The 12,835-nt window shown below is 33.4% G+C and carries 15 protein-coding genes; 12 read left to right on the top strand and 3 right to left on the bottom strand.

Annotated elements, in window-relative coordinates; translation table 11 throughout:
- Positions 1-304: 304 nt before the first annotated feature.
- The 5 genes from ACQH2P_RS07040 (at position 305) to ACQH2P_RS07020 (ending at position 5,221) form a co-directional block, all read left to right on the top strand.
- The gene (locus ACQH2P_RS07040) at positions 305-634 is read left to right on the top strand and encodes a hypothetical protein (protein WP_425363594.1); all 330 of its coding nucleotides are present in this window, start codon (positions 305-307) and stop codon (positions 632-634) included.
- Positions 624-2,258, top strand: coding sequence for a Sca4 family protein (locus tag ACQH2P_RS07035; protein WP_425363593.1), 1,635 nt, complete (start codon positions 624-626; stop codon positions 2,256-2,258). The genes ACQH2P_RS07040 and ACQH2P_RS07035 overlap by 11 nt, the downstream gene beginning before the upstream one ends.
- 2 nt (positions 2,259-2,260) lie before the next feature.
- Complete coding sequence (locus ACQH2P_RS07030) at positions 2,261-2,947, top strand: hypothetical protein (protein WP_425363592.1); 687 nt, start codon at positions 2,261-2,263, stop codon at positions 2,945-2,947.
- 157 nt (positions 2,948-3,104) lie between these two features.
- Entirely contained in the window at positions 3,105-3,716 is a 612-nt protein-coding gene (locus ACQH2P_RS07025; RefSeq protein WP_425363591.1) for an HD domain-containing protein, read from the top strand.
- Between the two features lie 158 nt (positions 3,717-3,874).
- The gene (locus ACQH2P_RS07020) at positions 3,875-5,221 is read left to right on the top strand and encodes an MFS transporter (protein ID WP_425363590.1); all 1,347 of its coding nucleotides are present in this window, start codon (positions 3,875-3,877) and stop codon (positions 5,219-5,221) included.
- Here ACQH2P_RS07020 and ACQH2P_RS07015 read toward each other — a convergent pair.
- The 3 genes from ACQH2P_RS07015 to ACQH2P_RS07005 all read right to left on the bottom strand — a co-directional run bounded on the left by ACQH2P_RS07015 (position 5,112) and on the right by ACQH2P_RS07005 (position 7,393).
- Positions 5,112-5,834 carry an HD domain-containing protein gene (locus tag ACQH2P_RS07015; RefSeq protein WP_425363589.1) on the bottom strand — a complete coding sequence of 241 codons (723 nt, stop codon included), beginning with the start codon at positions 5,832-5,834 and terminating at the stop codon, positions 5,112-5,114. The two genes, ACQH2P_RS07020 and ACQH2P_RS07015, sit on opposite strands and share 110 nt — an antisense overlap.
- A gap of 99 nt (positions 5,835-5,933) precedes the next feature.
- Positions 5,934-6,761, bottom strand: a complete 828-nt coding sequence (locus ACQH2P_RS07010; RefSeq protein ID WP_425363588.1) for a leucine-rich repeat domain-containing protein — start codon at positions 6,759-6,761, stop codon at positions 5,934-5,936.
- 386 nt (positions 6,762-7,147) lie between these two features.
- A complete protein-coding gene (locus tag ACQH2P_RS07005) occupies positions 7,148-7,393 on the bottom strand; it encodes a hypothetical protein (protein WP_425363587.1) in 246 nt (81 codons plus the stop codon).
- 544 nt (positions 7,394-7,937) lie between these two features.
- On the opposite strand from ACQH2P_RS07005, the gene ACQH2P_RS07000 reads away from it, so the two are divergent.
- The 7 genes from ACQH2P_RS07000 to ACQH2P_RS06970 all read left to right on the top strand — a co-directional run bounded on the left by ACQH2P_RS07000 (position 7,938) and on the right by ACQH2P_RS06970 (position 12,809).
- Complete coding sequence (locus ACQH2P_RS07000; RefSeq protein ID WP_425363586.1) at positions 7,938-8,300, top strand: hypothetical protein; 363 nt, start codon at positions 7,938-7,940, stop codon at positions 8,298-8,300.
- A gap of 387 nt (positions 8,301-8,687) precedes the next feature.
- Positions 8,688-9,293 (top strand): TraE/TraK family type IV conjugative transfer system protein, encoded by a 606-nt coding sequence (locus ACQH2P_RS06995; protein ID WP_425363585.1) that lies wholly within the window; start codon positions 8,688-8,690, stop codon positions 9,291-9,293.
- A gap of 38 nt (positions 9,294-9,331) precedes the next feature.
- Positions 9,332-10,066, top strand: a complete 735-nt coding sequence (locus ACQH2P_RS06990; protein ID WP_425363584.1) for a TraK domain-containing protein — start codon at positions 9,332-9,334, stop codon at positions 10,064-10,066.
- Position 10,067: 1 nt separating this feature from the next.
- Positions 10,068-10,958, top strand: coding sequence for a TraB/TrbI/VirB10 family type IV secretion system protein (locus tag ACQH2P_RS06985; RefSeq protein WP_425363583.1), 891 nt, complete (start codon positions 10,068-10,070; stop codon positions 10,956-10,958).
- 64 nt (positions 10,959-11,022) lie between these two features.
- Positions 11,023-11,906 (top strand): IS630 family transposase gene (locus ACQH2P_RS06980; protein WP_425363003.1). Its coding sequence is split into 2 segments (ribosomal slippage): positions 11,023-11,343 and positions 11,346-11,906, totalling 882 coding nucleotides; the frame shifts between segments, so codons are not numbered across the junction.
- Positions 11,900-12,418, top strand: coding sequence for a TraB/VirB10 family protein (locus ACQH2P_RS06975; protein WP_425363582.1), 519 nt, complete (start codon positions 11,900-11,902; stop codon positions 12,416-12,418). Before ACQH2P_RS06980 ends, ACQH2P_RS06975 begins: the two co-directional genes overlap by 7 nt.
- Before the next feature lie 16 nt (positions 12,419-12,434).
- Entirely contained in the window at positions 12,435-12,809 is a 375-nt protein-coding gene (locus ACQH2P_RS06970; RefSeq protein ID WP_425363581.1) for a hypothetical protein, read from the top strand.
- The last annotated feature ends 26 nt before the right edge of the window (positions 12,810-12,835 follow it).

Raw genomic sequence — 12,835 nt, 5'->3', positions numbered from 1 at the left:
TATTTTCTTGACACCCCAAAATAATTATATTAGACTGCAAAAATAGGATGAGACCAAAAAAGGAGAAGTCAGTAACTGCTGACTAATTTTTTAGAACCAAAATACATATTTTGGTTTAGCTACCCGTTCGTCATTGCGAGACCACGTAGTGGTCGTGGCAATCCACTTCTCTGGATTGCTTCGTCGCCACTAAAGTGACTCCTCGCAATGACGAATCGGATTAGCTATAGGTCTCAAACTAAAAAAGCCAGTGTAACAACTCAAGCGTTTAGCTTATTAATAGGCTAAAACTTGAATGTTACATTTGGAAAAAGTAGTAAGTACTCCAAAGTTTTGCAGACAAAAAGTACTTACTAGCAAAATTAATCCAATAGCTATTGCTATTAAATTACAACCATTATTGAGGTGTACCTATGATCATACACAAATCTCTTCCACTAGTCAAACTCTATTATTTTTGCAGTCTCATAACGTAAGTATTAGCATTACTCCGTCATTGCGAGGAGCTACTTTAGTAGCAACGAAGCAATCCATTTCTAATCACTTTTATGGATTGCCACGACCACTATGTGGTCTCGCAATGACGTGTATGCAACCCAAGACGTCATTAATAGAGCAGGATTATGAAAGATAAACCACCATTATTAACACCCAATAATATTCCTCAAGAGAATAGTAATGAGGTCATAGAACAAACAGAAGAATCACAAGACTTGTTTATTTTAACAGATTCAGCTAATGGCAGCTTTCTGGGTATAGAAGAATTAGACCCGATTACCGAAGCCATCAGGCAGGAAATCTTGCAAAAACAGCGTGATATTTTAAGAGAATATATATCCCAGAATCATGATGCAACCGTAGCTGGCTATGAAGATAAGGAATTTGCTGAATATCTTAAAAATGTCAATAATAGAGCAATAATTGATCAAGCCTTTGCAAATGCTGAAGTTAAAGCTGAACTAGAAAGAACAGAGATAACTGGATACAAGACAGTTCATCATAATTTTGCTAATCAATTTCATACAATGAACTGGCAAGATGGTGATAGGCAAGGTAATGTCAGAAGCCAGATAGTAAGAAATGATTCAGGTGATGAGTTAGCTACTATCAAGGAAACAACTCATAAAATTAATGCTGTAGTTTCTTTGTCAGATGGCACTGTTAAGCAAATCAATAGCTATAGAACCATAGATTTTCCAACAGAGTTGGCAAGTAAAAATGGTTCAATGCATTTGTCATTAGCCGTACAAGATGAAAATGGTCGAAATATTGCTAAAGATCGAGCAGTATATTTTACCGCTCATTATGATAGTCAAGGTAAATTGTCAGAAATCAGTAGCCCAAAACCAGTGAGGTTCAATGGTGAAGGAGATGAGGCGATAGGCTATATAGAACATTTAGGACACGTTTATAGTTTGCCAGTAACCCAAGGTAAATATCGAGAAATGATGATAGCTTTGGAGAAGAATAAAGGGCAAGAGATTGACTTCTCTCAAACTATCACTACTGCTCAGGATATGATGATTACTGCTAATACTGTCAATAATGATTTGCCAGTGCAGGAGGAAAAGAAATATCATCATGATAGGCAAACATTAGCCGAAGAAACATTGGAGAAAACAGTTGAGCATTATGAGTTAGCAAAACGACAAGCAGAATCGATATCACGGGGGATGCAGTTAACAGAAAAGAGTAATAATGTTGCTAATCGACAATTATTTGAAAAAATGTCAGAAAACTATCAGTGTATCCACGATATGTCTCCTGAGCAAGCAATTGTTAAGTATCAAACAATCTTGGATGAATTACAACCGGAAACTGACTTGCGAGACCAGCAAAGAGGATTATTACAACAACTTGCCGAGCAAGATACTACTTTAGCTGTTAAGTCAGTAGCAGAACATTATGTTGCCCATGCAGTAGCGTATCAACAAGAGAAAACAGCAGATGCAAGTAGTACAGCATTAGAAGAGTTAGAGAACATTGTGAAAGTATGTGGTGGTTATGAAAAATTAGGCTTGACTCCGGTAGAGAAACAATTAGCTTTAAAGATAGAAGAGAAAGAATCAATTAAAACCGGTAAACCGCTAGCAGAAAACAAAGCAAGAGATGAGTCTTTAGAAACGAGAACTGAGGTAGTAAAAAAAACAGATCGTATGATAGGAAAATTCATGAGTAGAGATTCTTCATCTAATACGCCACCACCATTAAATACATCAAAACTACAATTAAATAACACTCAAGTAAATAGGAGGTAACTATGCCAGGTAAGAAATTTTTATATAGCAGAGTACTTATGTCTGATACATCAAGCCAGAATCAAAAACAAATTCACGGCTATTTAAGTAAAGAGTATCAAATTAATTCTGCCAAAGTTTTAGGGAATTATAGCTCAGATATATTGACGTTGGAAAAAGTCAAAGAACCTGAATTTGCAAAATTTCAAGAATTATTTAATAATGACCGAAAAGACACCGCCTGGAATTTATATTTACATTTAGTGGCGGGGGAAGGAAAGGTTGCTTCATATTTATCAGAGTATCTAAGAAAAGGTTATGGTACTGTTCAAGATAATTTCCTTGCTGATTTAACTCTGCTAATAGGAGCCAAATTAGGAGATCAACAATCAATTGAACTAATGGCAACAAGGTCAATATCATCGCAAATATTAGATATAGCCAAAAAATGTTTGCCAGAAATTGACCAACATAAATTAGGAGTAGAAGGTAGAGAAATATTATGGGATGAGATGATGTCCAGAGGCAAGGCATTTGCTTATTTTGTCGAGAAATTATCAGGTCATTCCTATTATCAAACTATCCAAGAATCTAAAGCAGCAGGGATAAAATACTGGAGCAATTTTGTTGAGCCATTATTTCATTGTTTATCTGAAACTACAGAAGAAGTGGCAATAGCAGGTGCCGGAGCATTACAAGACCAAGAATGATATTAGGGGGATAGCAAACTGGCGTCATTGCGAGAAGGCGTAGCCGACGAAGCAATCCATTTCTAATCACTTTTCTGGATTGCTTTGTCGCTACTACAAGTAGCCCTTCGCAATGACGCAAGTTTGCTATGAGTAAACATTCAATAGGGAGTTGTTTATGACCGATGAAAAAATCATGAAGTCTTTGAGAAAGGAGTTCTTGGATAAAATTATAGCATGTAGTAAAATGCACAGTACCATAATAGATATTACTATTATAGCACTAGCATTAGAATACGTTATTCAATACCAAGCAGATCAAAAACGACACTCTGGCGAATCATATTACCATCATCCAATACAGGTCGCATTAATAGCAGCCAAAATTTCCTGTAAAACTGAAATAATAGCAGCGTCATTATTGCATGATATTGTAGAGGATACAGATATTACTATTGCTCAGATACAGCTTTCATTTGGCACAAAAATAGCAGAATTAGTTAACAAACTGACGAAGCTTGATGATATTACAACAAAAAAAGTAAAAATTGCAGGAGTAGATGCCTTACAGAAATTACACGAGTCAGAAGATTTGGATGCATGGTATATCAAGCTTGCTGACAGATTACATAACATGCAAACCCTTCATCATATTAAGTCAAAAGAAAAACAAGAAAGAATTGCCTTGGATACTTTAGATAACTTTATACCACTGGCAAAACTAGCTCGGGTAGAATGGATAGAGCAGGAACTATACGCATTAGCTAGCAAAATATTAGAGGAAAAATAATACAGTTTATTTACTTTTTGTTAATTTTATTTGAGTACCGTGATATTGTTGCAAGCAAGAAATTATTATTTCAATTTCCTACATCTATTTTTTCTTGCTATCATTAGCCAAACCATCAGTATGTTTATTAGTACTAAATAAAAATGTAAGGTAGAAAAATGATAGGGTGTCAGCAAGAACAAAAGTACCTAACCAAGGAACAAAAAGAAGCTGTTGGATTGCTTTCAGTTGGGACGTTTCTAGAGTATTTTGATCTGATGCTATATGTTCATATGGCGGTTCTTCTAAATGACCTCTTTTTCCCAAAAAGCGATCCTTTTACCTCTTCATTGCAGTCTGCTTTTGCATTTTGTTCGGTGTTTGTTTTAAGACCTGTAGGGGCACTTATTTTTGGTAGGATAGGTGATAAAATTGGTCGTAAACCAATAGTTATTATCACAACCTTTATTATGTCTATTTCATGCATTATAATGGCTACTCTTCCAACATATGAACAAATAGGTATAGCAGCCGCATGGTTAGTTACCATGTGCCGCATGTTACAGGGTATGTCATCTATGGGAGAAATAGTAGGTGCAGAGATTTATTTAACTGAATTCGTAAAACCACCTATGCAATATCCGACTGTAATGTTAATTGCAATTTTTTCTATTTTAGGAGGAACAGCAGCTTTGGGTGTTGCATCCATTACAACTAAATATCAATTTAATTGGCGTATTGCATTTTGGATCGGAGCACTAATTGCAATGGTTGGTGGTGTTGCAAGAACAGCACTAAAAGAAACAACGGACTTTGCAGATGCAACACGTCGGTTAAAAAATATCTTAGATAAATCAGGTGTGAGTATGGTTAAATTAAAAGGTGACCCTATATTGCATGAGAAAGTAAGTAAAAAAACAACTATAGCTTTATTTTTAATACAGTGTGGATGGCCACTATGTTTTTATTTTACATATATTTATTGCGGAAATATTCTTAAAAATCAGTTTGGTTATAAACCAGAAGAAGTAATTAATCAAAATTTTATCGTATCAATGGTGAATTTAGTGGGCTATACATTATTAATGTATTTAAGTTATAAAATACATCCATTAAAAATATTGAAAGCAAAACTGTTTATATTCTTCCCGGTTGCTTTGCTTTGTCCTTACTTGCTAAGCCATATAAACAGTCCATTACATCTATTTGCACTTCAATCATTTTTTATGTTATTTGTACTTAGCACTAATCCAGCCACTCCGGTTTTTTATACTCATATTCCCATTTTTCAACGTTTTACTTATGGTGGTTTTATATACGCTATATCTCGTGCTATCATGCATATCACTACATCATTTGGAATTATCTATTGTGAGAAATATTTTGGACAATGGGGAGTATCGTTGATTATAGTATCTATGGCAATAGGTTATGGTTTTGGGATATTTTACTTTGTGAGACTAGAGAAGGAAGCAGGAAATTATCAGATAAAGTTTGGTGATCATTCTGTATCTGCATATTCTTAAAACATAGCCTTGCTAATCTTTGCTCAATTTTTGGGATTCCAAGGTAGATACTAAGACTCATAAATCTGCTAAGAGTTTCTTCTATTATCTTCTTAATTTTTTCTGGAGATTTTACCCCAATAGTTTCAACATTATGAATTCTATCGAATAGCTTAATGATTAAAACATCATATTTCTTTTGTACCCATAGTAACTCTACTGTTTCTGCTGCACTAATTTTTCTGTCTACCTTCACTCTGGTTAAGTCTTCTACTTGATTAGCAATCTGACTACCAAAAATATTATTAATCATAGTTTTAGTCAGAGCTGTATCCTCAATAGTATCATGAAGTAAACTGGTAACAATTATATCAGTCCTGAAATATTGGGGCATTTCTAATGCTGTGTGCTGTGCAACCATGTATGCTACTTCTATAGGGTGAGAGTAATACGGCTCACCGGATTGCCGCATCTGCGAACCATGATATTTTTTAGCGTAATAGATACCTTTTTTAATCTCATCAATATCTACTGGCTGCTTTACTTGCTGGTTCAGCTGAGTTAGTTTATTGAGTAACCTCTCAACATATTCACAAGATTCAAATTTTGACTGCCAATTATGAAGATCTTCCATTAAATACCTAACACATTATTTTAATCATAAGTTATATTAAACTAAAACCCTGCTACTTTCAAGCATTTACTATTTTAAAAAAGATGAATATTTTTAAAATTATACACCCCCTTTTTTGTTGTGCTGCTCTAGAGTCTTAATTAACAACTCTTCTACTTCATAACTAATATTTTCATTGTCAAAATCTGTGAAATCTATTATTATTTTGCTTGTAATGTTATTATACTCTAGAATTTCCACCAGTTTTATTGCCCCATTGTCAGTAATATTGTTATAGCTAAGGTCTATTTGGCCTATGGTTTTGTTAGTTTCCAAACTTTTAACAAGCTGGACAATACCAACATCACCAATATTATTAATATTGAGATCCATTTGCTTTATAGTGCTATTATTTTCTAGAAATCTTGCTAGTATGATTGCTCCTTTATCACTAATATTATTGTCACAGAGATTCATTTGGTCTATAGTTTTATTATTTGTTAGAAGTGCTGCTAGTATATCCGTCCCCTGATCATTAATGTCATTGCCAGTAAGATTTATTTGCTTTATAGTCTTATTATCTTCTAGAAATTCCGCTAGTATGATTAGCCCCTGAACACCAATGTTGTTATACCCAATATCTATATTAATCAAACTATGATTAGTCTCTAACACTTTGATAAGTAGACTTAGTTCCTCAGAACCAATATCGTTGTCGCAAAGATTTATTTCGGTTATAAGCTCATTATGTTCTAAAGCTTTGCCAAGTATCTTAATTCCTTCTAAACCTATATGCTCTTCAGTAAGATCTATATGGGTTATATTATTGCTCTGCAAAATTTCTCTAAGTATTTGTGCAGCAATATTAGTGATATTATTTATTTTTTCATTTGTTGAATTATTTTGTTGTGAATTATTTTGTTGTTGATTTTTGACATTACTCGTCATACAATTAACCCCTATTGTTCGTTAAGAAAATAGACACTGAGGTTAGATTTAAAAATTTTCCGATCTTTGTTCTAACCTCGGTGCTTAACACCACCCCACGTAGTGTCATCTTCACAGATATCCTCATTAATCCCAGAAGTACAGCAATTTTCTCACTATTAGTGATTTTTTTGTAAAATTTATTATAGTAGTGTTGAACTGGAGACAGTGGCTAAAATTATTATTAAGTAAGTGCCTAATTTAGCTAATTAAGATTAAATGTGTGGCGACATTAATCAGAAATATCAAATTGCCACACATTCAAATTTTCTATTTTATTACCTTAAATAGCTACAGTTTTAAAAAACAAGAGTAAATAATTTTATTGAAGATTACAGGATAAAGCATCAAGTATCACTTTTATTATTAGTAATAATGGCATCTAAATACTTTATGACTTGTTGTAAATACCATATAACGATTGTAGCACTATCCTCTGAATAATCGTATACTTTTTGCATTAGATCATCATTAGCACAAAGTGTTTTTAAGACCTTTGTTAATGTTAGCCTTGCTTCAATCAATTCTGGCTGAAGCTCATGCAGATTAATAATCTCTTTAACTTGTTGTTGATTTTGGTCGTTATTAGTCATATGATTTTTCTACCGTTTTTTTGGGTTATAAAAAAATGGGGTACTAGAGGTTAGACTAGTAAAATTTGCGTTTTATTCTAACCTCTGTACTTGTTAGTTAACTAGATAGCACTTACTACTTAACAACAAACTTAAATATATTAAGTGCTATCAACACCACACCTATCCCATATTAGGAGAGGAGTAAAGCGAATTTGAAAGTAAAATCAAATATTTTTCTAAAAAAACAAAGAAGCTGTAAATAAGAGACAGCTAAAAAATAACCGCTGCAACCCGCAACTAGATCAGTTAAATTAAATTTATAATTCGTCCCAACAAATAAGCCAAAATATTCCCTATAAAACTTACTACTCTTACAAAAATCTTATAATCCTCTACAACCATTTACTTTAAAACTTTTTGCCTTAAAAACAATGGGTGATAATGACCCCTATTTATTTTCAAGAAAATCACATAATTTATCATCTTAAGCTTAGTTATGCCGCTACAAAGGAGAAGGTAGCAAGAAAAGGCAATAACAAATAATTAACAAAAGAGGAAGATTATGGTGGATTCAAGGAACATACCAAACACAACTAACAAAATAACTAGCAAACAAAAAAATCAGCATTGCCTAGATAATAACTGGGGCAATACTTTCTCATATTTCAGCTATGGAATAATTGGCATTTTACTTAGCACTATTGCCTCTGAAAGTTTAGCGGTAGATTTAGGTAGATTTGGCAAAGGTGTTGTTGACCCATTGGTAAAATTTGCAACGGATTACTGGGTTTATGGAGCTGGGCTTGGTGGTATTTTCACAGCCATTCTATCTGAAGGCGATGGTCGCGTTCGAGTAGTGCGTGGCGGCACAGTTTTTGTAGGTAGTAGTGCTATTTGTATGGGTATACTGGCTACTATAGCTTAAATCAAGGATAAATTGTAACAATATTTGATTTTTAATTTTTTTACTTACGAGATTCAATTATGGAAAGAGTACGATTTAATAATTGTTTAAACAAACCGGTGAGATTTTGGAATATATCTATTGGCTCAATAGTAGGGGGTATTAGCTTTGGGTTAATCATTTTATGTTTTAAAGGGGTGTTATGGTCTTTTTTGGCAAGTGCTATTGGTTTTGCGATAGGTGGATGGTTTATGGATAAATGGTGGTTTGGCATAATCCAGCGTTGGCTCTATTGGCATCTACCATTTGGCAGGCTGTTTATATCAACGAATTTACCAGAGTCTCATATAAGGCTGTTTATGTAGTAATACTAAATGTAAATAAAGATGAATAACTAGGGATTAAAGAATGGAAAAGATAATAGCTATAGGTAACATCCAACAAGTAGCAAGACAGCGGAATTTGTTTTTAATACTCACGATGTTACTTTGTGTTAGTTGCCTAGGGTTATCAGTTAAATTACTAACAAGCAATGAAAAAGTAATTTTGGTACCAAGTCTTAGTCAGGAAGTATGGACTAGTAATAATGGAGTTTCTAAAGGATATCTAGAGGAAACAAGCCTAATGTACCTACCACTGCTTCTTGATTTGAGTCCAGAAATAATAGATTACAAAGCAGCTATCATATTTAAATATATTTCACAAAGTGATCCTACTTATATGAAAGATATTCAAAACTATTTTGCCGATAGCAAAGAAAAATACAAAAAATTTGCTTTATCAACATACTTTTCCATCAAGAATTTAGAAGTTGATAGTAAGAATTTGCAAGTAATAGCAGCTGGCATGCTAACCTCAAGATTTGGTGATAAAGGCTTTGAGGTCAGCCCTGCTTCTTATCAATTATCTTATGAATGGCTAGGCGGGCAGCTTAGACTCAAAGAATTTGTAAGAATCAACGAAAATCAAGAGGCAGTACGGCATAAAAGAGAGAATGATAAAGACAAAAAATAAAGGATAAGAAAACTAAGAATAAAATGATGAGTAAAATAATGACCAGAATAACGCTAATGATCGCCATGATACTAACGAGTAGCGGAGTACTTGCAGCACAAGAATTTGAATATATAACAGGAAGTAAAATCAAAGCCAAGATAAGTGCAAGTAACGTTAATAGAATAGAATTTGGTAAAATAGCTATAGCACAAATTATTGGTGATGAAAGTAAATATAAGATAATAGCTGATGAGAAAGCACAAAATATTTTTTTATTGCCAAAAGTTCTAGCTCCTGAAACTTTTGAATTAGCCTTGATTAATTCTTCTGGGAACGTTGCTGATTTAATACTTAAAGTGGAAGATATAGAGGGGCAAATTGTTAAAATCTCCATGGATAATTTTTATAATAAGTCATCTAACATCTTCGCCTCATCTCTTAACAATAAATGGTTAGTACAATCCCAAGAACAAGAAATTGCAAGGATGATAAGGAGTATGATCTTGGATAAAGAAGATAAATATTATGTAATGAGGGTAAAGAGAAAAATTAATCGTTTGCAAAATATCGGGCTATCCACAGAGCAAGATAGGATTTATCGTTTTGGTAAACTTATTGGAGCAAGGTTAAATGTCACCAACAAAAAATCTAAAAAACTAATTCATCTTAAAGAAGCATACTTTAATAATCTATTTGATTTTTGTTTAGCTACCACTATTGAAAAAACCATACTTCCTCCTAAAGCTAAAGGATTTGTCTGGATAGTAGCAAAGGAGCAAGGCGATGATTAATATGACAATATTTGCTAAACTTAAAGAAAAAATACCATTTTTAACAAGGAATAATAAATCACCAGAAGGCAAGCATCCTAAATATTCAAGTGAAGAGCTATTAGACGGGAAAGTTGATCTAACCACTAATGAGCATCAACAACAGATACTAAATAGCAAACCAGATATAAACTATAGCCATACTGAAGAAATTATTGCTAATCCGGCTATTCGATACAAACAGTATAATTTATTGTTACTGATTTTTGGCAGTAGCATTATTGCTGTACTTGTTCTAATCAGCCTAATGCAAGGAAAGAATAAGCAGAAAGCAATTATTAATGATAATGATAATCCTAAACCAAAATTAGAGGTGGCAAGTGAAGCGTTAGACCCAGAGAAAATGTGGCGTAACCACTTTGAGGACTTACTAAATGACAATAAGCGTAAATTTGATGAACGTTTACAAGGGGCAGAAACAAACTTTATCGAAAAAGAACAAAAATTACAAGAAGAGATAAAATTGGAACTAGCTAAAATGCATGTTCAGTTAAATTTTGCTAAAAGTGAGCTAATAAGTGCGACAGAAGAGCTAAAAAGAATGCAGCAAATTCACCAAGAAGCAGAGCAAAATGTTAAAGATTTGACTAATGATGCAAATATTAGTGCCGTAGACTTAAACAGCCAAATAGAATTTGATAAACCAAAAGATGCTAAGATTTACATCCCAGAAACTTCTTATGTTAGTGGTTATTTATTAGGTGGTCTTGCAGTATCTACCGCATTAAATACTCCTGATGAAAATGCTAGTCCTGTGGTAATTAGACTAACGGAAAGAGGTAACTTACCAAAGAACTTTAATCTTGATATTTCCACCTGCCGCATTTTAGGAAGTAGCTATGGTGACTTATAGCACTTAACATATGGATTCAAATAAGTTATAATGATAAATAATAAAAAAATTTTATAATAGCAATATGGCATCCCCCTACAGTTACGATTTACGTTCTAGAGTTATAGAACATTATGAGAAATATAAGAAAGTAGCACTTACATGCGAAACCTTTAAAATTAGTCGGTCAATAATCTATGATTGGATTAGATTAAAGAAACAAACTGGAGATATAAAGTCAAAGGAGGGATACCAGAAAGGATATGGTCATAAAATCCCTGATTTATCGGAGTTGCGTCATTTAGTAGAAAAAGGTAACTCGTTAACGCTTACAGAAATAGCAAAAGAATTAGATAATGTTGCAAGTATAATGACTATCAGCCGAGCTTTAAAGAAACTCAACATTACTCGAAAAAAAAGACATATGCGTATAAAGAAAGAGATGAAGGAAAGCGACAAGATTTTCTCAGTGAATTAGAAAAAGTGCCGAAAGAGAAACGTGTTTATCTTGATGAAGCGGGCATAAATGATAATGAATCATATGAATATGGATGGTCAATGAAAGGAAGTCGTTGTAATGGGAGTAAATCGGGAAAACGTAGTGAAAGAACAAGTTTTATTGGTGCGTTAAATCAGAATAGTTTAATCGCATCACTAGTCTTTACTGGGAGCTGTGATAGTAAGGTATTTGAAGCTTATATAGAAAATTGCCTTGTGCCGGAGCTAAAGCCTGGACAGGTTGTCATTGCTGATAATGCAAGCTTTCATAAATCCAAAAGGGCTAAAGAATTAATTGAAAAAGCTGGCTGCAAACTAAAATTTTTACCACCTTATTCCCCTGATTTAAATCCTATTGAACATCATTGGTTTCCGATAAAAAATAACATTAGAAAATTATTAGATAAAGGTATTTCTGTATTTGAGGCAAGTTGTAGAACGTTTAAAATAATGTATGAACCTATATGTTAAGTGCTATATCAAGTGAAAGAGCAACTATTCGTTTAGAGAAGATGGTCTGCATTGACCCAACTACAGAACTAATAACCACCAGTAATATAGCAGGTCTTGTGCATGGTTCAGATGGTATGAATGGTATTAAGGGTAAAATAGTAGCTACTAGTAGTAAGCACATAAAAAATGCTTTGATCGGTGGAGTAATTAGCGGACTTAGCCAAAGTAGCAAAGGTCAGGAGAGCATGGCTATAACAAGCCTTGGAGCAGTTGCAACTCAAAAGAAAGGTTTTAAGGATATGGTAACAAATGGAGCTTTATCAGGGGCATCTAATGCTGCTGAAAAAATAGCTGATTATTACTTAAGAATGGCAGAAAGTATGTCACCTATTCTTACTATACCTGGTGGAGTAAAGGTAGATGTTATCTTCACCAAAGGCTTTTTTATTGGGGAATTAACTACCCATAAAAAAATTAAGCAAGAAAGGAAACAAGGAAATCTAGCAAGTAAGAAATATGAAGAAGAGTAATAACTGGAGAACAATAATGACAGAGAAAATAGTAATAACTGAAAGAGTAACAATGGAAAGAAAAGTAATACAACAAATTTACCCAAACATCCTACTTGTTAGCATGTTATTTAGTTTATCTGGCTGTGGTGTTTATGGTTCATCATTTACTTGCAGAGATGCAAGTGGTTTGGATTGCCTGCCTTTGAACATAGTTGATCAAAAAATCAATAGTGGAGAAATTGTTGAAGTCGAACTAAAGGAAAGGACAAAATGTAAAGGAAGGAACTGCTACGTTAAAAGCCTTACAGAGAAACCGGATATTAAACCTAATAAAGTTCATAAAATAAAGTTGCAGCCAGAAACCGAGCAGAAAATATTTAAAAATGGCAATTTGTTATATATCAAATAACTCTATGTCAACAATAAAACACTCAG

This window comes from Candidatus Tisiphia endosymbiont of Hybos culiciformis, from assembly GCF_964030975.1.
In the GTDB taxonomy this organism is placed as follows: Bacteria; Pseudomonadota; Alphaproteobacteria; order Rickettsiales; family Rickettsiaceae; genus Tisiphia.
This window is presented reverse-complemented; position numbering and strand designations above follow the sequence as displayed.